General features: G+C 37.7%; 17 protein-coding genes. 7 read left to right on the top strand and 10 right to left on the bottom strand.

Annotation, left to right across the window (positions count from 1 at the left end; all coding sequences use genetic code 11):
• Positions 1-49 precede the first annotated feature (49 nt).
• Together ACSBFT_RS13385 and ACSBFT_RS13380 are read right to left on the bottom strand one after the other, a co-directional pair.
• Positions 50-1012: a FecR family protein gene (locus ACSBFT_RS13385; protein ID WP_489601011.1), complete on the bottom strand. Its 963-nt coding sequence runs from the start codon at positions 1010-1012 to the stop codon at positions 50-52.
• On the bottom strand, positions 1009-1614 hold the full coding sequence (locus tag ACSBFT_RS13380; protein WP_463047391.1) for an RNA polymerase sigma-70 factor: 606 nt from the start codon (positions 1612-1614) through the stop codon (positions 1009-1011). The genes ACSBFT_RS13385 and ACSBFT_RS13380 overlap by 4 nt, the downstream gene beginning before the upstream one ends.
• Before the next feature lie 157 nt (positions 1615-1771).
• Between ACSBFT_RS13380 and ACSBFT_RS13375 the strand changes: the two genes are divergently transcribed.
• Positions 1772-2497, top strand: a complete 726-nt coding sequence (locus ACSBFT_RS13375; protein ID WP_463047392.1) for a GIN domain-containing protein — start codon at positions 1772-1774, stop codon at positions 2495-2497.
• 347 nt (positions 2498-2844) lie between these two features.
• Here the strand turns inward: ACSBFT_RS13375 and ACSBFT_RS13370 are convergent, their stop codons facing one another.
• Positions 2845-3768 carry a LysR family transcriptional regulator gene (locus ACSBFT_RS13370; RefSeq protein ID WP_463047393.1) on the bottom strand — a complete coding sequence of 308 codons (924 nt, stop codon included), beginning with the start codon at positions 3766-3768 and terminating at the stop codon, positions 2845-2847.
• A 246-nt stretch (positions 3769-4014) separates the two neighbouring features.
• On the opposite strand from ACSBFT_RS13370, the gene ACSBFT_RS13365 reads away from it, so the two are divergent.
• A complete protein-coding gene (locus tag ACSBFT_RS13365; protein ID WP_489601010.1) occupies positions 4015-4191 on the top strand; it encodes a hypothetical protein in 177 nt (58 codons plus the stop codon).
• A 97-nt stretch (positions 4192-4288) separates the two neighbouring features.
• Positions 4289-5254 carry a sodium-dependent bicarbonate transport family permease gene (locus ACSBFT_RS13360; protein WP_489601009.1) on the top strand — a complete coding sequence of 322 codons (966 nt, stop codon included), beginning with the start codon at positions 4289-4291 and terminating at the stop codon, positions 5252-5254.
• Between the two features lie 222 nt (positions 5255-5476).
• Here the strand turns inward: ACSBFT_RS13360 and ACSBFT_RS13355 are convergent, their stop codons facing one another.
• Positions 5477-6346: a hypothetical protein gene (locus ACSBFT_RS13355; RefSeq protein ID WP_489601008.1), complete on the bottom strand. Its 870-nt coding sequence runs from the start codon at positions 6344-6346 to the stop codon at positions 5477-5479.
• Between the two features lie 135 nt (positions 6347-6481).
• Here ACSBFT_RS13355 and ACSBFT_RS13350 point away from each other — a divergent pair, with 135 nt between their 5' ends.
• A complete protein-coding gene (locus ACSBFT_RS13350; protein ID WP_489601007.1) occupies positions 6482-7444 on the top strand; it encodes a methylenetetrahydrofolate reductase in 963 nt (320 codons plus the stop codon).
• Between the two features lie 103 nt (positions 7445-7547).
• On the opposite strand, the gene ACSBFT_RS13345 is transcribed toward ACSBFT_RS13350, so the two are convergent.
• The gene (locus ACSBFT_RS13345) at positions 7548-7970 is read right to left on the bottom strand and encodes an FKBP-type peptidyl-prolyl cis-trans isomerase (RefSeq protein ID WP_463047398.1); all 423 of its coding nucleotides are present in this window, start codon (positions 7968-7970) and stop codon (positions 7548-7550) included.
• Positions 7971-8021: 51 nt separating this feature from the next.
• Positions 8022-9491 (bottom strand): proline--tRNA ligase, encoded by a 1470-nt coding sequence (gene proS, locus ACSBFT_RS13340; protein WP_489601006.1) that lies wholly within the window; start codon positions 9489-9491, stop codon positions 8022-8024.
• A 246-nt stretch (positions 9492-9737) separates the two neighbouring features.
• Here proS and ACSBFT_RS13335 point away from each other — a divergent pair, with 246 nt between their 5' ends.
• On the top strand, positions 9738-11000 hold the full coding sequence (locus ACSBFT_RS13335; protein WP_489601005.1) for a hypothetical protein: 1263 nt from the start codon (positions 9738-9740) through the stop codon (positions 10998-11000).
• A 180-nt stretch (positions 11001-11180) separates the two neighbouring features.
• Positions 11181-12692, top strand: coding sequence for a hypothetical protein (locus tag ACSBFT_RS13330; RefSeq protein ID WP_489601004.1), 1512 nt, complete (start codon positions 11181-11183; stop codon positions 12690-12692).
• Positions 12693-12696: 4 nt separating this feature from the next.
• Here ACSBFT_RS13330 and ACSBFT_RS13325 read toward each other — a convergent pair whose 3' ends face one another.
• On the bottom strand, positions 12697-15204 hold the full coding sequence (locus ACSBFT_RS13325; RefSeq protein ID WP_489601003.1) for a T9SS type A sorting domain-containing protein: 2508 nt from the start codon (positions 15202-15204) through the stop codon (positions 12697-12699).
• 66 nt (positions 15205-15270) lie between these two features.
• On the bottom strand, positions 15271-18474 hold the full coding sequence (locus tag ACSBFT_RS13320; RefSeq protein ID WP_489601002.1) for a PAS domain S-box protein: 3204 nt from the start codon (positions 18472-18474) through the stop codon (positions 15271-15273).
• Between the two features lie 104 nt (positions 18475-18578).
• Between ACSBFT_RS13320 and rsmA the strand changes: the two genes are divergently transcribed.
• Complete coding sequence (rsmA, locus tag ACSBFT_RS13315; RefSeq protein ID WP_489601001.1) at positions 18579-19352, top strand: 16S rRNA (adenine(1518)-N(6)/adenine(1519)-N(6))-dimethyltransferase RsmA; 774 nt, start codon at positions 18579-18581, stop codon at positions 19350-19352.
• On the opposite strand, the gene ACSBFT_RS13310 is transcribed toward rsmA, so the two are convergent.
• Together ACSBFT_RS13310 and ACSBFT_RS13305 are read right to left on the bottom strand one after the other, a co-directional pair.
• Positions 19341-20393 carry a response regulator gene (locus tag ACSBFT_RS13310; protein ID WP_463045990.1) on the bottom strand — a complete coding sequence of 351 codons (1053 nt, stop codon included), beginning with the start codon at positions 20391-20393 and terminating at the stop codon, positions 19341-19343. The two genes, rsmA and ACSBFT_RS13310, sit on opposite strands and share 12 nt — an antisense overlap.
• Positions 20390-21583: a PAS domain-containing sensor histidine kinase gene (locus ACSBFT_RS13305; protein WP_463045989.1), complete on the bottom strand. Its 1194-nt coding sequence runs from the start codon at positions 21581-21583 to the stop codon at positions 20390-20392. Before ACSBFT_RS13305 ends, ACSBFT_RS13310 begins: the two co-directional genes overlap by 4 nt.
• Positions 21584-21724: the final 141 nt, after the last annotated feature.

Here is a 21724-nt window from a genome sequence, read left to right as displayed (position 1 = left end):
TTTCATAATTTGTTATCTAATAAATAGACAACCCTCGCCTAAAAAACCCCTATTCCGTTTTAGTCTTTTTTGCTAAAATGTAAGTTTTATCTTTATTCTGAATTTTAAGTTCTAATGTTTCCGCTATGATCCCGAGTGCTTCAGAGAGGTTTTCGTTTTCAAATCTGGTGGTAAGGGCATAGTTCTCCCAGTTTTCCCCTTCTAGCTTAATGTCGGATTGGTAACCTTTGTTCAAGACATTCACCACATCTTCCAAATTGGTGTTCTTAAATTCAAAAACTTTGGTTTTGTAGGCGAAGACATTTCTGTCTAAAATGGGAGCCGTTTTAATGGTGTCTTTGATACTTTCGTAGGTGGCTTCGTCGCCTTTTTGTAAGATGACTTTTTTATGTTCCGTTTTTCTAAACTCCACCGTTCCAGAATTGACACTTACTTTTACGTTTTCGTCTCTTGCAGAAATACTAAAAGATGTTCCTAGTACTTTTATTTCTGTGCCATTGGCTTCAATGATAAATGGTTTGTCGGGGTTTTTGCTGATGTCAAAAAATGCTTCGCCTATTAGTTTTATGCGTCTCTCTTTTGATCCAAATTCTTCTGGATACTCTAAAAGGGAAAAAGAATTTAATGTCACGGTACTTCCGTCTGTCAAGGTTTTGGTTTGGGCTACTTTTTCGGAACTTAAAGAGAGGTATACTATAGGCTTATTATGTTTTACTAAAAAGTAGGTGCTGAGCAGTAGCACTCCTACCACTGCCGCCGCTATGCTGAGATAAGCGGACTTCTTCTTTTCAACTTTAATTTTTGAATTAATTTTTTCCCATGCCAAATCTGTATTTGGTTTAAACGCTTGTACTTCCTTATCCGTAGCAGACCAAACCCTTTGGTATTGCTTTAGCAGAACCGCATTCTCTTCATTTTCTTCAAGCCATATTTGAAGAATCCTCAGCTCCTCAGAAGATGCTGATTGGTCAAAATACCTGGCTAATATATTTTCGTCAATTGCCTTTTTCATGCTCCAAAACAAATTAAAAGAAGACTCACTAGATATGGTGCTAGCGAACTTCTAAGTATTTTCAATGCTTTACCAATCTGATTCTCCACGGTTTTGATAGAAATACCTAGCTGGTCTGCTATCTCTTTATATTTCAATGATTCCATTCTATTCATTATGAATATTTTACGGCACTCCGTTGGTAAACTTTCAATGATGGATTCAATCTGAAGTTCTAGTTCCATTCCCTCCACACTTTCTTCTACATCAGAACGGTATTTAATGTCAAAAAACTGGCTATGCTCCACATAGCTGGCTTTTACTTTTTCATGCTTTATAAGGTTTAAACTTTGATTATGAACAGACCTGAAAAGGTAGGATCTAAGAGAGCCGGAGATAATAGTTTGCTCACGTTTTTCCCAGAAATTGACAAAAACCTGTTGTACCAAGTCTTCAGATTCTTCTTTTCTTTTTAAGATAGAAAAGGCATATCTGGCTAGGTCCTCATAGTAGGTTCTAAAAACACTTTCAAAGGCGTTCTTATTACCCTCTCTAATTTTTCGGAGGTATGCTTGTTCGGTGTCCAAAAGTTCTATTTCTCTTGTTTTAGCTAGTGCAAACATACATAGTTAGGTCTTATCATTTAAGTAATGACAGCCAAAAACCGAAATACCCCTACGTATCAATTTTTTATTTTTTTTAAAACTATTTATAATAGGGCGTAGGGGTAAGTTTAAGATGAGTTGTCTTTTATTCGATTATCAAGAATTATAATAAAATATGAGAAAGCTCAAACCCGTATTACTAGTGACCTTAATGGTCGTTTTTTTCAATTCATGCGTTAGCATAGATTTTGAAAATGATGTTTTTGCAGAAAACGAAGAAGAGGTTTTCAATGTAAATGATTTCGATGCGGTGGACTTAGGTTCAGCCATGGATGTGGTTATTATACCCTCTTCTTCATTTAAAGTGACAGCAAACGGCAGTGCAAAAGACTTAAATGACCTCAACGTGCGAGTGGTGAATAACACTTTGAAGGTAAGTTTTTATGACAGGAATATCTTTAGAGCTGTAAACAGAAATAAGGTCGAGTTACTGATTGAAATGCCAGACCTTTTGGAAGCAGATATTTCTGGAGCTGCTACGGTGAGGATAGTAGATTTTACTTATTTCGCAGATTTTAAGGTAGATATAGGTGGAGCGTCAAAGCTTACTTTTGATGTGCCAACAGGAGAGCTTAATGCCGAAATAAGCGGGGCATCCACGCTTACTTTAAGAAAGGAGATTCCTATAATAAAAGCAGACTTATCTGGAGCCTCAAAATTAAATGCTTATGATGCAGATTCCGAAGAAGCTTATCTAGAACTTTCAGGAGCTAGTAAAGCCAATGTGGCTGTAAAAGAATACTTGAAAGTCGATGCTAGTGGAGCCAGCACCGTAAATTATAGAGGTATCCCAAGAATAGAACAAGACCTATCAGGTGCCAGTAAGGTCAACAAAGATTAGCTAGTAAAACAAAGAGGTTGTCTAAAAAAGGGGCAGTCTCTTTGTTTGGTTTAAACTTCCAATATGAAAGCAATAAGGAAGATGTTTTTTAGGATTGTGATCCTAATCAGTTATCCTTTCTTCCTGGATTGTTATATGAATTAATTTCCAAAAATCATGTAGTGCGTTTGGTACAAATATTATTGATAAGGTAGACATTTATTCATGGCTGTACAAGGAGGATATTCCTTGTAGGCCAAGGCTTATTATTTGGAAAGTTATTCCTTCTGATAAAGGTTCTTCTTATGAATCCTCAAGCAATGATTCTAGAGGAGATGACGCTTGGAATAGCATATGGCTTCGATATTTTAGTACTGTTCATACCAGCTGAATTTGTCATGAACTATTTGCGACTTTTCACTTTTTAAATACTCCAAAAATGAAGCAGAAACCGGGGAATGTTTTTTGCCTTTTAACCAAATAAGGCACCACGTAGTTTTGATGGGTAAACCCTTAATCGGAATTATTTGTAATTCCTTGTTACGAATTTCATTTCTTATGCCAATTAAAGGCATAATAGAATAGCCTAAACCTGCTAATAATGCCTGCTTCACGGCTTCATTAGATGTTAATTCCATTTTTTTTATTACTGAAATTGTATTTTGGTCAATAAAACGCTCCATGGATTGCCGAGTCCCAGAGCCTTTCTCTCTAAAGATTAAGGGTAAATCTTTAAATATTTCTTTTGTTTTGGAGACCCTTTTGAGTTTTGAGTGGCTATTTCCTACCAAGTATAATTTATTCTGAAGCAAATCAAGTTTTTCTATATTTAGTGAAGTAGGCAATACCGAGACAAGGGCAAAGTCAACTTCATTGTTTTCCAGACTTTTAACCACTTTATTCTTATTAGTAACATCCATTAAAAGCTGTATTCCAGAGTGCTGACTCATAAAGTCGGCTAGAAAATATGGCATGACATACTTTCCTGTGGATACCACTGAAATCTTCAACTTCCCTGTCAATTGCCCTTTATAGGCTAAAGTCTTAAAGTTGATGGCATTAACCTGATTGATAATGTTTTCAGCTGCCGTTGCGATTTCCTTCCCAAAATCTGTAATGTAAATCCTTCTTCCAATCAATTCTGTAAGGGGTATTTCAAACTGGTCTTGAAGGTTTTTAAGTTGAATGGAAACAGCGGGTTGCGTAAGGTTTAGCTCTTCGGAGGCCTTTGTAACGCTTTGTGTTTCTACAATTTTCAAAAAAATCTGTAACTGATTGAGCGTATAGTTCATTAAAAATATTTATGTATTACATAACAAATATAAATAAAAACTTATGAATTGAAGTTTTCAATTTTGCGGCGTTTTAAGACAAGGCGTCTTATAGAACAGATTTAATTATGGGCTAGGAATAGCTTTAAAACAAAAAACAAGATGAGCACAAATGATAAATTATCTTTCATAGAGGGGACCTTCTTGCATGAGGAAGTGAAGGACATTTTAATGAATGTATTTTCTAACAAAATCAATTTTCATCAAATGAAAAATTTTAGCTCACAAGAACGTCTCGGAATAGACCACGCCACAGCAGTGAAAAGAATTCCTGAGCTAAAAAAGTCATTGGAACGCTTGAAAGAGATTTTATCTGAAGCCGAAGCAAAAGGTTTAAAATTGAAAATTAGCTCAGATATTAATATTGCATTTTCGAACGAGTAGGAGTTTTAAGTGAGCGATTTAATTCCATCTTTCGACAGTAAAATCATTAAGCCCATTCTGGTGATTTTAAACACCATTTTTCATATTAAAACAATTAATGAATTATAACTTACTTATAGAAAACTTAACAAACCCAGCATTGCTATTTTTTGTGCTTGGTATCATTGCCGTTTCTTTAAAGAGCGACTTGGCCATTCCTGCTAATTCCTCAAAATTCATATCACTTTATCTCTTGTTCGCCATTGGTTTTAGGGGTGGGCAAGAGCTATCACACGAAACCTTTAGCACTGAGATTGGTCTTTCTATGATGCTAGGTATAGGTATTTCTGCCTTAATCCCTTTGTGTACTTTTTTTATTCTGAAGAGAAAACTTAATGTGTTTGATGCTGGTGCTGTAGCCGCAGCGTATGGTTCTGTAAGTGCTGTAACCTTTGTAACGGCGGCATCTTATTTGGAAGCACAGCAGATGATTCTTCACGGTCATATGGTAGCCGTGATGGCTTTGATGGAGTCGCCAGCAATTATTGTTGGGTTGGTTTTAATTTCCGTATTCAGGAAAGGAGATGCCTCCCCAAAAATCAAAATACCCACGGTTATTAAACACTCCTTAACCAATGGTAGTGTATTATTAATTCTCGGAAGTTTGGTAATAGGATTCTTGGCAAATGACAAACAAGCGGAAGGTATCAAACCTTTTACCAACGACTTGTTTAAGGGTTTTTTGGCTATTTTTCTTTTAGATATGGGAATTACAAGTGGCAAAAAGCTGAAATCATTCTTTTCTTTTGGCGTTTTCCCTCTTTTGTTTGCAATCATTATTCCGCTAATAAATGGATGTCTTTTCGCAGTTATAAGCTCGTACGTTACGGATGATATTAGTAATAGATTCATGTTTGCCATTCTGGCCGCCAGTGCGTCTTATATTGCTGTACCAGCCGCGATGAAAATAACGGTGCCTGAAGCCAACCCTGGACTTTATTTGCCAATGGCTTTGGCTGTAACTTTCCCTATAAATATTACAGTAGGCATGCCACTGTACTTTTATGTATCAACTTTGTTCTAGTTTGGAGCTTGGAATTTTTAGCCGTTTCTAAGATTTAGCATTTGATGTTTTGGGAGCAGTCTGTCATAGGTTTCTTGTTTAGTACATTTTGGTGGTAAATACCCTCTCCATATACATGTTATTTAGAGGGAATGAAAAGTGTTTTCCATAAACTTTGGCGGCTTTCAAACAAAAAGAACTCCGCTGTTTGGCGGAGTTCTTTTTGTTTTTTGTTTGAAGTGCTTAACCAGCAGATGGATAGGCCGTCATTTTTTGCCCGTCGTAGGTTAAAATAGCTTCCGTTACAGCATTTTTCGCATTTACCTTGAATTCCACAGTACCGTTTACACCTTGGATTTCAAAGAAATCGGGCTTACTTGTTGGGGTCAAAAAGGCTTCACCTTGCTCTGTTATGCCGTAAAGTTTGCCCTCTCTAATTTCCGTTTTTAGGCTAAGGTCTACATCCACAAAGTTGTATTTTCCTACATATTTGTCAAATGAAGGCATTTTTGCCTTCATTTCTTTTACACCTTCTATGGTCATCCCTTGGCTTGGGATGTTTATTTTAAGTGTGCTTACTTCACCTTTTTCGTTTCTGATAAAGATGAAATCACTTTGATAATTGGATTCGTAAAACTTGTCAATTACGCTAGTGTTATCAATGGTGGCTTGGCCAAATTCCGGAACATCAATACTTAGCAGCCCATTGTCTTCGCCTACGGTGATTTTGGAAATGGGACCACCAGCCTCAAAAACAAAAACACCTGCAAAGTCTGAAAGAGCGGGTAGCTTACGCATCCCTTTAACGCTCTGCCCGTCCATGATTAATTCTAAAGATTTAATGATGTTTTTTTCGGTGGTAAAAACCAAGCGAGCTCTCGGTACGGAAGCCAAGCTGAAAGTGTTAGCGACATCTGTAGCTACTAATTCGGATTCTCCAGCACCTACAGCTTCACCCCAGAGTTGGCCATTGTTTAAGCTGATAAGAATAGTTGAGAATGGAGCGTCCTTTACGCTGTATTCTCCTAGGTATTTGGCATGTTTAGAAGATTCCTGTGCCTGAATGCTACTTGCACCAAGTGTAATTAGTACTAAAATCCATAGTTTTTTCATCTGTTGTTTCCGTTAATAGGGTTGTTTAAAAGATAATTTATCCAAAATGTACGAAGTTTATTAAATACCTAGTCTACAAATTTGTAAGAAAGGGGGATTATCTATTTTTGCGGTAGAAATTATAAAATACATGGTATGGCCAAAGTCACAGAACATATTGATAATGCTAAGGGCAAAACACTTTTTTCAATAGAAATAATACCACCATCCAAAGGTAGTAACAGTATTTCGGAATTATTGGAAAGTATAGAACCTATGATGGAGCTAAAGCCTCCTTTTATTGACGTTACCTACCACAGAGAAGAGTATTTGATTAAGACCATGCCAGATGGAGGTCAGAAAGAAGTAAGAACTAGGAAACGTCCTGGTACAGTGGGTATTTGCTCGGCCATTATGCATAAATTTAATGTGGATGCGGTACCACACGTTCTTTGTGGCGGTTTCAATAAAGAGGATACCGAAGATTTGCTTTTTGACCTTAATTATTTGGGTATTGAGAATATCATGGCTCTTCGGGGAGATATTGCAAAACCTTTCAATGTCTTCAAACCTAAAAAAGGTGGGCATCAGTTTGCTTCTGAGTTAATAGGGCAGATAAAGGATATTAATATGGGCAAATACTTATATGAAGAGATGATGCATGAGCAGCATCCAGACTTTTGTATTGGCGGTGCGGCCTATCCTGAAAAGCACTATGAAGCACAGAGTATGGAGGTAGATTTTGAAAACTTAAAAAGAAAGGTGGATGCAGGGATGGATTATATTGTCACGCAGATGTTTTTCAATAATCAGAAATACTTTGATTTCGTAAATAAATGCCGAGCAAACGGTATTCAAATTCCAATTATTCCGGGCTTAAAAGTATTGGCTACCAAGCCTCAGCTCCAAATATTGCCCGACTTGTTTTTTTGCGATATGCCGGAGGATTTGAGAAAGGGTGTTCAACACGCGAAAGATAACACGGGTGCTAGAGAAGTGGGCGTGGAGTGGTGTATTCAGCAGTGTAAAGAACTAAAAGAATATGGAGTGCCTGCTTTGCATTTTTATACTATGAGTAAATCTAATACTACTTTGGCTGTGGCTAAAGAAGTTTTTTGAAATTAAAAAGACATTTTAGGACATAAAAAAAGAGTCGGCAATATTTGTCGACTCTCATTTTTTAAAGACTGTAAGTTATTAAGAACTTATTAGTCCAGACTGTTTAGCCTTGAACAGCAACTAATTCTAAATCAAAGTTCAAATCTTGTCCAGCTAGTGGGTGATTTGCATCTAATTTGATATTTGTTTCTTCTACTGCTACTATTTTTACGGGAACATTTTGCTGACCATTGTTCATCGTCAACGTACCACCCACTTCTAAAGGAATATCATTAGGGATTTGAGCTCTCTCAAAATCAAAAACCATTTCAGGGTTTGCATCGCCATAGGCTTCTTTTGCAGGAATGTTTACGCTTTTTTTATCACCTACTTTCATTCCTAACACTCCATCATCAAAACCTTTGATAACCATGCCTCCGCCTACTTGAAACTCTAAAGGTTCTCTTCCTTCTGAGCTATCAAATTGACTTCCGTCGTTTAGTGTTCCTTTGTAATGTACTTTGATTGTGTCACCTGCCTTTACCATCGTCCTGTATTTATTTGAATTCAAAAAAAAATATAATTTCTAAGCGTCTACTTAATATGCCTTAGCAAATAGTACTCTTCTTGCAGAAGGGTTTCCAGTAAGAATACAATTACCTTCTTCCGTTTCCGCATCTAAAGGTATGCAACGGATAGTAGCCTTTGTTAGTTCCTTTATCTTGTCTTCGGTTTCTGAAGTTCCATCCCAGTGAGCAGATAAAAAGCCACCGGTTTCGAGTTTTTCTTGGAACTCTTCCCATGTGTTGACCTCAAAAGTATTGTCTGTTTTGAAGGCTAATGCTTTTTGATAAATAGCATCTTGGATTTCGTCAAGAAGCTCAGAAATATATGATGCAGAGCCCTCTAGACTTCTTTGTTCTTTGGTCAAGTTGTCTCTTCTGGCTATTTCTATCAGTCCTTTCTCAAGGTCTCTCATGCCTACTGCTACTCTAACAGGCACACCTTTAAGTTCGTATTCTGCAAATTTCCAACCTGGTCTTTGGTCGTCGTTATCATATTTGACGATAACGCCTTTGGCCTTTAATTCATCCAACATTGGCTGAATGATAGCCGTAATTTCGGACAATTGTTCTTCTCCTTTATAGATAGGAATCACCACGACTTGAATTGGAGCAAGTTTTGGAGGAAGTACTAAACCTTGATCATCTGAATGGGCCATAATTAAAGCACCCATTAATCGGGTACTCACACCCCAAGAAGTTCCCCAAACGTACTCTAGTTTTCCTTCTTTACTTTGAAATTTCACGTCAAAAGCTTTTGCGAAGTTTTGACCTAAGAAATGCGATGTACCTGCTTGTAAAGCTTTGCCGTCTTGCATTAAAGCCTCTATACATAAGGTGTCATCTGCTCCAGCAAAACGCTCACTAGCTGTTTTGGTGCCTTTTACTACTGGTAAAGCCATCCATTCTTCCGCGAATGTGCCGTAGACATCCAGCATTCTTCTGGTTTCTTCTTCCGCTTCTATTTTAGTGGCATGGGCGGTATGTCCTTCTTGCCATAGAAATTCTGTGGTTCTTAGAAAGATACGGGTACGCATTTCCCATCTGACCACATTGGCCCATTGGTTTAATAAAATAGGCAAATCTCTGTAAGATTGAACCCAGTTTTTATAGGTATTCCAAATAGCCGTTTCAGAAGTTGGTCTAACTATGAGTTCTTCTTCTAATTTGGCTTCTGGGTCTACCACCACGCCATTACCGTTTTCGTCGTTTTTTAATCTGTAGTGGGTAATTACCGCACACTCTTTGGCAAAGCCCTCCACATGGCTGGCTTCTTTTGATAAGTATGATTTAGGGATGAAAAGAGGGAAGTAGGCATTGCTATGCCCTGTTTCTTTAAACATGTCGTCCAAAGCTCTTTGCATTTTCTCCCATATTGCGAAGCCATAAGGCTTTATAATCATACAGCCTCTTACATCAGAATTTTCTGCCAAATCAGCCTTTTTTACTAATTCATTGTACCATTCCGAGTAATTTTCACTTCTAGTAGGAAGCCCTTTTGCCATTTCTATCGTATTTAAGTTAAAGTGTATATTTTCTCTCTAAATCATTAGGCTTTTTAAAGAGGTTGCAAAGATAAGTTTTTTGGGTAGCTTTGTATATATCTAGTGATGTAGTTCGTTTTAATATAGCAAAAGAGCTATATTGAAGGCGTGAAAGAAAATTCATTTTAATGATGCAACCTTTCTTGATATTTTTGCATCTTAGATATAAGAACTTATTAGAGAAGTCCTATTTTAATATTACGAATGATGAAAAATTATAAATATATAGGTTTGTCCCTTATAGTGGCTGTAGGTTTAGGTAGCTGCTCCACTAGCAAGACATTGGTTACCAATGGCGAGTATGATGACATGTACGGAACATCTTCTGATGCTCCTGTGGCTTATGCTCCTACCATGGCAAAATCTTCGGAAGCTTATGCTCCTGAATATTTAACAGATTATAACGATGCCTACGACCGCTTACCTGCAGAAAGCAGTGAGGAAGGTACAGACACTTATTTCGACGAAAATTATGTTACTTCTAGTTCCTTAAAAAGAGCCTATACTCCTGATGCTGGATATTCTTCTGGTTATGCAGATGGTTACTCGGAAGGATGGAATGACTATGCATGGAGTGGTTCTAGAAACTTTAACAGTTGGAATTCATTTAACAACCCTTGGGGTGGTGGTGGATACGGCTATAACTCTTTTGCCTATTCTCCTTTTAGAAGTAGCTTCGGTTCATATTTGAGCTATAGCCCATTTGCTTACGGCGGATATTATGGCATGAGTAGTTTTGGTTTCAGCCCATGGGGTGGAGGTGGATTTAGCCCTTATGGTTATGGAAGTTCATTCGGTTATGGGTATATGCCTTGGGGTTATGGCTCTTACGGAAATTATTATGGCGGATATGGCTATTCTAATCCTTATTATGGTGTTCAGCCTGTTTTAGCAGGAGACTCTAGATATAGCGGAAACAGAAGTTTTGGGCCAAGAAGCTCAGGAAGATCTACGAGTATATATAATGATGGTTTTGTGAACACTAGAAGACCAGTATCCACTGCTTCTAGTTCAAGAAGAACTACTGTAACAAGTACGGCAACTAGAACAAACTCTGGTTTGACTCAAAGAGCCAATGGTTCTACTAGTTCTGGTACAACATATACTTCGGCAAGAAGACCTACAACATATGATGCTTATACTAGAAGTTCGGGTAGAAGCTTGAGTACTGCAGGTTCAAACGATGCGGTGAGAAGAACAACTTCTTCTGCTAATTCGGCGAGAACAAGTACCTATACGAGGTCGTCTGCGAGATCGTATACTCCTACTTCAGGTTCTAACAGTGGATATTCAAGAAGTGGTGCTACTAATAGCGGAAACTCAAACGCTGGATATAGTAGACCTGCTACGACCACTAGAAGCACTACTCCAAGTTCGACTTCATCAGGAAATTACTCTAGAGGAAGCTCTAGCTCTTCCTCATCAGGAAGCAGTAGATCATCGTCGTCGTCGTCTTCTAGACCAAGATAAGTCTTAGTACCACAATAGGTGGTGAAAATATAGTTTTACCCCGCTGATTCCAATTGGACCTTTGGCGGGGTATTTTTTTTTAAATTTTAGCGTTAATACTATAGTACTTCATTAACACTATAGAAATAGAGTGGACCTGCAGAAAAGCGTTCTGCTTTTGATTATAAAAAACATAATTCAATGAAAAAATTATTAATAAGTTTCGCAGCCCTTATTACCTCTACGGTTTGGGTTAACGCACAATCTGTGGACGTGAGCGGACATTTTTATGGAGAAGATGCCTTTAGATTTTCTCATTATAGTAACTATGGTTCTGCCAGAAGTATAGGCATGGGTGGTGCTTTTACAGCATTGGGTGGAGATGCCAGTAGTACTGTTGTAAATCCAGCAGGGCTTGGGTTTTATAATAAATCGGAATTTAGCATTAGTCCGGTTTTTAGGAATTTAACAACGTCTACATCTTATTTGGGTGATATCAGTGAAAGGAGTTCTTCTGATTTTGGTTTAGGCCAAGCTTCGGTAGTCATAAGCAAGCCTGGGAGGAGTTCTGGAATTAAGCGTTCCAATTTTGGCATTAGCTATAATACACTTGTTAATTTTCATAACGAGTATGATTATCAAGGAGTCAATAATAGAAGTTCTATCATGGACTTTTATGCGGAACAAGCAAACCAGAGAGGAGCCGATACGGGTGTTTTAGATAGTGAGTTTGATACCAATACAGGCTTTTCAGACACTAGAACATCTATGTATTATCAAGCCTATATGATTAATCCATTTGAAGGTGGTTATGTGGTGTCGGAGCCAAGTTTCCCCGTGGAGCAAAGGGGTTCGGTGTCGGAGTCTGGTAACTTAGGTCAGATTAACCTTACTTATGCAGCAAATTTGCAAGATAAAACCTATATAGGAGCCAGTTTAGGGCTCCAAACATTAAATTATAATATGGTGACAAACCATACGGAGTTCTTTCCTCAAGGGGAAGTATTTAATGGATTTAGAGCAGTTGATGATTTGGTGGTAAGTGGTTTTGGTGCTAATCTTTCTGTTGGAGCCATTTTTAATCTTTCAAGGAATTTTAAATTGGGAGCTAATGTAACTACACCCACCATAATGGGCGTTAAAGAAACACTTTACTCCGCCATAAGTATTGATCCTAAACCAGATGTAATAGAAACGGATTTTAATACCGTAGAAACCTTACCTGGTGATTACAAATATAATTTCACATCGCCTCTGAGAGGAAACGTGGGAGTCTCTTATATGTTACCTAGAAAAGTGGGAATGTTAAGTTTAGAAGCGGAATATGTGAGCTATGGAAATATGGGTGTTAAAGATAAAGAGGATAACGTATGGTCTGCGGAGCAAAAAAGAGGTATCCAAGGATATTATAAAGATGTGGTGAATGTCAAAGGTGGCTTGGAGCTAAGAAAGGATAAGTTTCGTGTTAGAGGAGGGGTGAATTACATGCCAGATCCTGTTAAAGTAAGCAACGGTCTTGATAGGACTATGTTAATAGTTTCTGGAGGCTTAGGTTACAGAGCTCCTAAGTTTTTTATAGATGCGGCCTATTCTGCGAATTCTTTTGATTCTTCATACTCTCCTTATACGCTTTCTAATGAACAAAATTTTGATTCTGCATTGGTGTCAAGTAAAAGTGGGAACCTTACCATTTCAGTAGGTACTTTCTTCTAAAGATTTAACGAATATAAACCTTTTTAGAATCGCTTTTTTTATCTCTATTGACTTTCAAAATATAGCTTCCAGAGTTTACTCTTGGAAGCTTTATTCTTATTAGACCTTGGTCTGTTTTGAAATTATCAGATAAAACGACCTTGCCGTTTAGGTCATACAGTTCTATTTTCACCTCTTCTTGGTCATAAACATTGGTCACTATATCAAGGTAGTTGTCGGCAGGAATAGGGTAAACTAGGAGGGGTTTAAACTGCTCTAATGAAGAAGCCAAAGGAAGAATCACTTCCACCTCTGCTAGGCCAGAAATAAAGCCGTTTCCACAAAAATTTTCTACTTTCTTTAGGCTATAAGCGGTAGAACTAGAAGGCTTCACGAAATATTCAAAAGTGGCGGTTTCTGAGGTGAATAAACTTCCGTCTTGCATTTGGATGTTCCATGGAGCATCTCCTGTGAGTTCAATTTTTAGTTTGGTGGAGTCTCCTGAAATTATGGTACTGCTTCCGCTTAAATTAGCCGTAACAGGTGGTTTTACTTGAACTTCTATTTTGCTTCTTTCACTATAGCACCCAGACGCCGAAGCCTCAGATACGTAATAGAAATACACACCATCAGCTGTGGTAGGAGGTGTGATACTTGAAAATACTTTGCCGTCTTTTTCTGTTAAAAACCATAAGAGACTGTCGCCTTCTGCCGTAAGCGGTGTAGAAGGGGAATTGAAACAGTATTTCACTGGGCTGATAATTCTGGGCTGACCAGGTGTTTCTTTTATCGTTAGGGAAATGGATTTACTGAAGTCCCCTAAGCCTTCCCCCGTGAGTTTCATCTCATAAGTTTCGTTTTCCAAAACTTCAGAGGGTAATAAGAAATTTACAGAGAAAGGGGAAATGTTAGGTTGAATTATATAGCTATTGTTAATGCCTTTTAATACAACCCTATATTTTGCAATGTTTTCAATGTTTAAACCCGAAACCGGAATTTTAATAATCTCGTTCTTACAAAAAGCTCCTTCGAAAGAATCTGAGATAGTGATGCTCGGGGATATCACGCTTATTGCAACATATTGGGTGTCGACTTTTACCCCACAGAGGTATTCTGCGTTGAGGATGCGGTAAAGGGTATCTTGGGATGGTTTGACAGGTATTTCTAGCTCTGAGCTATATATATTTGAAAACGCCTTGTTATCGTTAAGTTTAAAACTCCAAGTGCCACCACCCGTCATGCTGACTTTTAAAATGGTTTGCTCTCCTAGATTTATGGCTGTTTGCTGAGCTGATAATTTTATTTGCCCAATGGTTTTCACTTGGAAGCTTTCAGATATGAAACTGGAAATAGCGGGTGAAGAAGCATTAATCTTGAACCTATAGCCCGTACCGGGTACCAAGGCATCAGGTAAGGTTATTTTCACGCTGTCTTTGAGGAAATCGCTCTCCACTATATTGAAATTAGAGCCGTATTGGTCAGATATTTCTAAGCTGTAGACATTATCGTCTTTAAACAATCCTGTAGTTTCTAGACCTACTGTAATCGTTTCTCCAGCACAGTATATTTTCTTTTTCAAAGGTTTAATACTAATGAAATTTGCTTCTTTCTGTGCAGATATTTGATATTCAGCACTAGGAGATAATCTCATGTTTAGAGCACTCTCCATTCTTTCATATTGTTGCTCTGTAAAGGTGTTTCCGCAGCCAATGTGGTAAGACATTAGATTGTCGAAAAATACTTTATATACGTCTCCGTTTGCATCTTTTAAGTTATCTGGGTAGGCAGCGGTGCAGTTAAAAACCGAAGCCGTCTGAAGTCTATCGAAAGGGTCGGCGGGTGTGTCGCATATTTCATCGCCTGTGGTGGCACAGTTTCCGTTTATACCTCGAACCACCAATTCCCTTTTTGAAATGGTTTCGTGATTGCTGTTTTGAAAAGTATGCAAAAGTCCAAAATAATGCCCAAACTCATGTAGAAAGGTCTTTTCTCTGAGTATTTTAAAGTCCTCCGGATTGTTATTGGCGTAGCTGAAAAAAAGTTTATTACTGCTGGCATTATAGCTTGGCTGACTGCTATAGCCATTTAGCAGAACGCCATCTTTGTCTTTTATAGACTTGACAAAATAAATATTGATAGCATCTAAGGCGTCATATTCTTTTCTTAGAGCGGCTTCATTGGTGGTGCTGAAATTTTGATATTTGGCGTTATTAACATTCTTGACGGCCCCAGTTCTTAAATAAAAAGACAGGCCTATTTTAGAAAAATATAAATTGGCTTGCTCTATTAATTGACTGACATCATCGTTGTTAAAGTTTGCAAAGCTAGTGTCAGGGTGAACGATTACGGCGTTTATAGCTAAGGCATAGTTAGAACGCCTAAGATTTTTCATAGGTGCGTTTAAAGAGGCTGAAAATGCACTTTCTTCAAGAGCAGTTAACGCTTCAGTACCACAGTTAATTTGGGCCTTTGCGGATGTTATAAGACCTAAATAAAGGCAGACCAAATAGGTCAGCCATTTAGTAGAATTCATTTTAAAGATTCACTTTTCTTCACTGACTAAGTAACATAAAATTACTTACAATGCTTTAAATATGACTTATAGCTTATGGAATTCTTTTTTGACTTTGTTAAATTCAATCATTAAAATTTTGAAATTAGCTTCAAAATTATCAAGATTTCCTGTCTTCGCAGGAACTTCAATGGCTTTTACTATCTCATGAATTTTCATTAATCCAATGGTGCCAGAGTTGCCTTTTAAGGTGTGAAGCTCCTGCTGGATGGCTTTAACATCTTTATCCAGATAGGCTTGATGAGTTTTTTCTAGCTGCTCTTCGGCCTCTTTCTCAAAATCTTTAAATACCGAGATTATCATTTCTTGGCCTACCATTTCTTTGAGCCCATTGATGACACTCATGTCAAATGAGGGAATGTCTTGCAGATGAAGTCCTTTTTTCTTAGATGTTTTACGTTTAGAGGGCTTTGTGCCTTTAATCATTTCCTCCACTGTTTTAACAAGGATAGCTGCTCTAATGGGTTTGGATACGTATCCGTCAAAACCGCTGCTGAGGAATTTCTCTTTATCATCCTGCATAGAATAAGCGGTCATGGCCACTACCTTTGGCAAGGTTTTTTCGAAACGCTCTCTCAGGATTTTTGTGGTTTCAATGCCGTCCATCTCTGGCATCTGGATGTCCATAAGGATGAGATTGAAATTTTGGCTTTTCTCAAATAATTCTATGGCAGCTTTGCCTGATTCTGCTTCTGCTATTTCACATCCTGATCTGGTAAGTATCTCACGAGCCACTTTCCTGTTGATGTCATTATCGTCTACCAACAAAATTTTGGGTTGGATATCTTTGAAGTATCCTGTGAGTTTAATTTCACCAGTTAAAGAGGTATCGTTGCCAGAAGGTTTTTTTGCTTTTTCTAGATTACAAGTAAACCAAAAGTTACTACCACTGCCTATTTCAGAGCAAACGCCCATATCCCCTTTCATTCTTTGGCTCAACTCTCTTGATATCACCAATCCAAGCCCCGTTCCTCCAAATGATTTGCTGGTAGAATTATCCAATTGTTGGAAAGCATTGAAAAGCTTGTTTTGATCTTCTTCAGAAATACCAATTCCTTGGTCAATAACCTCAAACTTAATTTCTACGTTATTGCCTTCTTCCGAAATTAAGCTTACTTCAATGTTAATTTCTCCATTTTCGGTGAATTTTATGGCATTAGAAGTAAGGTTGGATAGAATCTGAAGTATTCTTGTTTGGTCTGCTTTGAAGTATTTAGGAAGGTCGCTAGAAAGTTTATATTTAATGGAGTTCCCTTTTTCAAATGCCTTCTGACTGAAAAGAGCAATAAGGGTCTTTAGTATTTCTTCCAGTTCAACATCTGCTAAATGAAGGTCCATTTTGCCTGCCTCTATTTTAGAGAGGTCTAGTATATCGTTTAGAATAGTAAGCAGCGTTTGAGAAGACTTTTTGATGGTATTGACGTAGTCTTTCTGCTCTACTTCCAGAGGTGTTTCATTTAAAACGTCTATCATTCCAATGATTCCGTTCATTGGCGTTCTGATTTCATGGCTCATATTGGCCAAAAATCTTTCTTTAACGGCTAAGGAATGTTCCGCTTCTACTTTTGCTACTTGTAGTTCGTCGGCATAGTTTTTTAGTTCTGTTATATCTCTAGCAATTCCTTCTACGGCAAATGGGAAACCCTTTTTATCTTTAATCATCCTAATATTCAGCATGAATTGCCTAATGGCTCCATCCTTTCTTTTAACGGTAACATCGAAGTTGGTAATGCTGCCATTTTTAAGTAAAGTTTTGATATTCTGTGAGCTAGCTTCTGCATTTTCAAAGAATTTATCCACTTTATTTCCTGTGACTTCTTCTACCGAATATCCAGTATGGGTGAATACGGATGGTGATATCATGGTCACATTACCAGCCAAATCTGTACGGTAATAGATGTCAATAAATGACTCAATGATGTTTCTGAATTTTTCTTCGCTTTTTTGAATAGAGATGATCGCTTTTTTCTTTTCCGTGACATTTCTGGCAATTCCAGAGACCTCGGTCGTTTTACCACTTTCGGTAGACATAATAGGGTTGAGGTGGAATTCATACCAATCCTCTCCTCCGTCAATATCACCCCAATGCATTTCAAAGTATTGAGGCTTTCCTTCAAATGCCAAATTGTACATCTCTCTCAAAAATGGCCTATCGTTAGGGGCAATTAATTTCCAGCCTACCTTTTCTATGCTAATGTCTAATTGGGGAGGAGTACCTAACTGCTCTTTAATAAGTTTAGCGTAGTTTTTATTGAAAGAGCTAAGGTGTCGTTTGCTGTCTACCGTCCATATTTGGTGCGAACTACTATCAAAAACGGCGTTTAACCGGGACGTCTGAGTAAAGAGATCTTCTTGAGACTTTTTCCTTACAAGAGCCAAAGCCACCTGACCAGAAACGAACTCTAAAAGTTCTAAGTTTCTACTACTAAATTTGGTCGCATCAGAATAGGATTTAATACCAATTACTCCGGTGGTTTTTCCGTTGACCTTTAGAGGAACAATAACCTGTACTTCAGGGACTTCCTTTCCGTAAAGGAATATTTTTTCGGATTTGACAAGTTCTTCGAATTCGTCTTTATAGTATAATAAGGGTTTGTTTTGAACCAAGGCATATTCTACGATTCCATTTCCTAGTTTTCGTCTGTCTTCTACTGGCGTTTGGTATTGTTCGTCAACACGATATGGGAAATAAATGGAGCTATCTTCGGGTTCATAAATGGCTACAAAGAAGTTATTGGCATAAATTTTCTTTTGAAGCTCTTCATGCACCATTTTCAAGAACTCCTTTAGATCTTGCGTTTTTAAGTTGGCTTGGGCAATAGAATAGTATAAGTCTTGGGCTCTTTCGGCTCGTCTTCGCTGTGTAATGTCCCTAAAAAGACATCTGTAGTTTACTACCTCACCTTCGTCAAATCGACATGTTATTTCGCCTTCCAAATAAACACGTTTGAGGTCTTTGTTTCGGGTAATCATTTGGAAGTTAGAAACAGGCTGCCCTTGTTTTACATGGTTTAACCTGCTCTTGACATCTTTTAAAGAATCTGGATGAATGATGTCTAAAAAAGACATACTGATCACCTCTTCCGACGCAAAGCCAAAGGCTTCTCTAAAAGCTTTATTGACAAAAAGGAATTTTAAATCTGGCGATAGCATCATCACTACTTCAGAGGTGTTGTCTATAAGGTCTTGAAGTGGGTCGAATTCTGCAAATGCTGTTTTTTTTCTTGGCATGGAAGCGATGAACTATAAATATTTTAGGGATATCCTCTCAGGTAATAAACAGCTAAAACTAAGAATTAATACCTATTTTTGGGGTCAAATATGAGTATTTTTTAATGGCGAAAGTAAGGGCAAAAAAACATCTGGGTCAGCATTTCTTAAATAATGAGGACATTGCTAAAAATATTGTTGATCTTATTGTGCCTAGAGATAAGTATAAGAAGCTATTGGAAATTGGCCCAGGAATGGGTGTTCTAACAAAATACCTTTTAGAAAGAGAAGATGTGGAAACTCACGTGGTGGAGCTAGATGGGGAGTCCGTAGTGTATCTTAACGAGCATTTTCCAGATTTAAAAGGCCGTGTGTATAATGAGGATGTACTAAATATGTGGCTCACCAAAGAGCTTTCATTGGTAGAAGGTGAAAAGCTGGGTATCATAGGAAACTTTCCATATAATATTTCTTCACAGATATTTTTCAAGGTTTTACAAGACAAAGACATTGTGGATGAGGTGGTTTGTATGCTTCAAAAGGAAGTGGCAGAGCGAATAGCCTCAAAACCTGGGAGTAAAAAGTACGGTATTTTAAGCGTGCTTTTACAAGCCTATTACAATATAGATTACCATATAGATGTGCCTCCAATTTCTTTCGATCCACCTCCAAAAGTAGACTCTGGGGTGATAAGGTTGGTAAGGAATGAAAACGCTACACTTGACTGCGACGAAAAGCTTTTCTTTACAGTGGTGAAGACTGGTTTTAATCAACGCCGTAAAATGTTAAGTAATGCTTTAAAACCTATGGGAATAGATTTTGAGCATCCAAATCTTAACAAAAGGGCTGAGCAGTTGACTTATCAGGAGTTTGTGGAGCTTACTAATCTAATTTCTTAAAGCTTTAAGCTTATCCATTTCCAGAATCTTGATTTTACCCGATACTATTTCTATTAGTTTTTCCTCTTTAAAATCTGACAGGGTTCTGATGGCGGTTTCTAAAGAAGTACCAGCAACGTTTGAGATGTCGTCTCGGCTAATTTTTATGCCTTCCTTAGCCATGCTTCCATTTGCTGGTTCAAAGAACTTTATCAACGCTTCGGATACTCTTTTCCTGACAGAGTTGTAGGCTAGTTTGAGGAGTTGTTCCTCATTCTCTTTTATCTCTTTTGAAAGTATGCCAATAAACTTCTGTGAGACTTGTCTGTTTTTATGCAACAAATCGTTGAAGTCTGATTTAGGGATGAGGCATATTTCACAGTCTTCAATAGGAGCAGCAGACTCGGAATAAGATTCGTCTGTCATGAGGTTTACATGGCCAAAGTAGTCTCCTTCACCATAAAGACCTACTATCAATTCTTTGCCGTCTTCATTCGTTTTATAGGTCTTTACTCGGCCTTTTTCTATATAGAAAAGATACAGCGGGTATGCTCCCTCTCTATAAATTTCAGTTTTTTTACGGTAGTTTCTTCTTTCTCTATTTTGATTTAGTATTCGCAAGTCTTCATCACCGCCTACATCTTTTATGAGTTCTTCCAAACCTTCCATTTGCTTGTATTTTTTATTGACAAGCTCCTGTTTTTTTAGTCTGCTTTCTATGGCATTTAATAATTCTAACTCTTCAAAGGGTTTTGTGATGTAATCATCAGCACCCATTTCCATTCCTCTCCTATAATCCCCACGGTCTGCTTTTGCCGTTAAAAAGATAAATGGAATGCTTTCTGTTTTTGGGTTTTTAGAAAGCAAGTGTAACACTCCGTAACCATCCAAAACGGGCATCATAATATCACAGATTATTAGATCGGGAATTTCTGACAAGGCTTTTTCTACACCTATTTTTCCATTTTCTGCGGTAAAGACTTGGAAGCCATCTAATTCTAAAATCTCAGAGGTATTTTCTCTTATTTCTAGGTTATCTTCTATCAATAGTATCTTTTTCATGCTTGAAGTGTTTTAGGGATGGTTAAAATAAACTCGCTACCCTCATGGAGTTTGCTTATGCATTTTACGTGACCGTTTAGTAGTTCTGCGTATTGGTTTACAATGGATAAGCCTAGGCCAGTGCCTTGAATCTGACCCGCATTTTCGGATCTGAAGAATCGCGTGAATAGGTGCTCTAAGTCAGATTCTGGAATGCCAATTCCTTCATCTTTAATGTTCATTTCCACCTCGTTTTCTAAAAGTTTAATCCTTAAGAAAATACTCGTTTCCATATCTGAGAATTTGATGGCATTGGAAAGTAGGTTACTAAGAATATGTGTTAATAATTTAGGGTCTTGGTTTATGAGGATTTCGTTTTCTATCTCTAAAATAATTTTTTGGCCAGGTTTGGTTATAAGGTTTAACTCCGTAACAAGATCCTCTAAAAGCTCATTTAGGTTGAATAAATGGGGGTTTGAAACTATTTTTCCTTCATCAATTTTGTTGACGGATAGAATGTCGTTTAAAATGTCTGTGAGATTTGAAATCGATTTTTTGATTCTAGCCAAATGTTTCGATTGCTTTTCTGTATCTTCTAATTCAATGTATTTTTCTACCAAGGTTAACGAAGAAAGTACAGTGGCTAAAGGTGTTCGGAATTCGTGAGATGCGGTAGAAATAAACCTTGACTTAAGCTGATTCAGTTCTCGTTCTTTTTGCAGAGATTCGTCTAGTTTCTTTTTAGTATTCTCAAGCTTCTCTATAGCCTCTTGTAAGATAAGGGTTCGGTCTTCTACTTCTTTTTCAAGTTTCAGTTGATATCCCTTGGCTTGTGTTTCCACTCTTTTACGCTCGGTAATGTCAATGATGAAAGCAATAACCATTTGCTCACCATCTAGTTGGCAGGGGCTTAAACTCACTTCCACCGGAAATTCCTCTCCATCCTTTTTTTCAGCGTATAAATCTAAATCCGCACCCATTGCCCTTGGGTTGGGTTTTTTGTGATAGCTTTTGACATGACCGACATGGGCATTACGAAACCGCTCTGGTATGAGCGTATCTATTCTTTTTCCTACGAGATCTTCGTTTTCGTAGCCAAAAAGTTTTACGCATGCAGGATTTATCCTTACTAGCTCACCTCTTTGATTGGTGAGAAGAATGGCCTCATTGGCATAAAGGAAGACAGCATCGAACTGATGAGAGCTAAGCATATAGATATTACAAATTAAGAAAGTGCAATTAGGAATCTTCTAAGGCTCTAAAGTATGACTTTTATCATAAAAGGTCATGACATAAAATACTGTTCAATCCGATTTGGTCCAATGATTATGCTCATATTTCCCTAGCCAAGA

The sequence above is a fragment of the Arcticibacterium sp. SM2516 genome (assembly GCF_057914865.1).
Note: the sequence above shows the minus strand (reverse complement) of the source record. Positions and strands in the feature narration are given on the sequence as shown.